This is a genomic window from Desulfocurvus sp. DL1XJH-121 (genome assembly GCF_054819825.1).
The window spans coordinates 1-233 of the sequence record NZ_JBTVWW010000218.1 but is presented as its reverse complement, the minus strand read 5'-3'; the positions used below and the strand labels follow the sequence as shown (position 1 = coordinate 233).

Below are 233 nucleotides of genomic sequence, written 5' to 3'. Positions count from 1 at the left end.
GATTGCGCCATGCCCGACAGCAGCGTCGCCTGATGATGATGCTGACTGCGCAATCCAAAGAACGACAGTGCCAGCACCAGCGAACTCCCCGCTCCCAACCCGGCAAACGTCAGCCACACCAGTGAACTGGCGGGTTGCACCAATAATCCCCCGACGCCGATAAAGATCAGCAGAGAACTGCCCAGCGCTATCGCCCGCTGATCGCGCGCCCGCGGCAAAATCACCACCATGAC

1 pseudogene is annotated in these 233 nt (G+C 60.9%); it reads right to left on the bottom strand.

Annotation, left to right across the window (positions count from 1 at the left end):
• Positions 1–233, bottom strand: a pseudogene (locus tag ACYYG1_RS17930) (hypothetical protein); the annotation flags it as partial.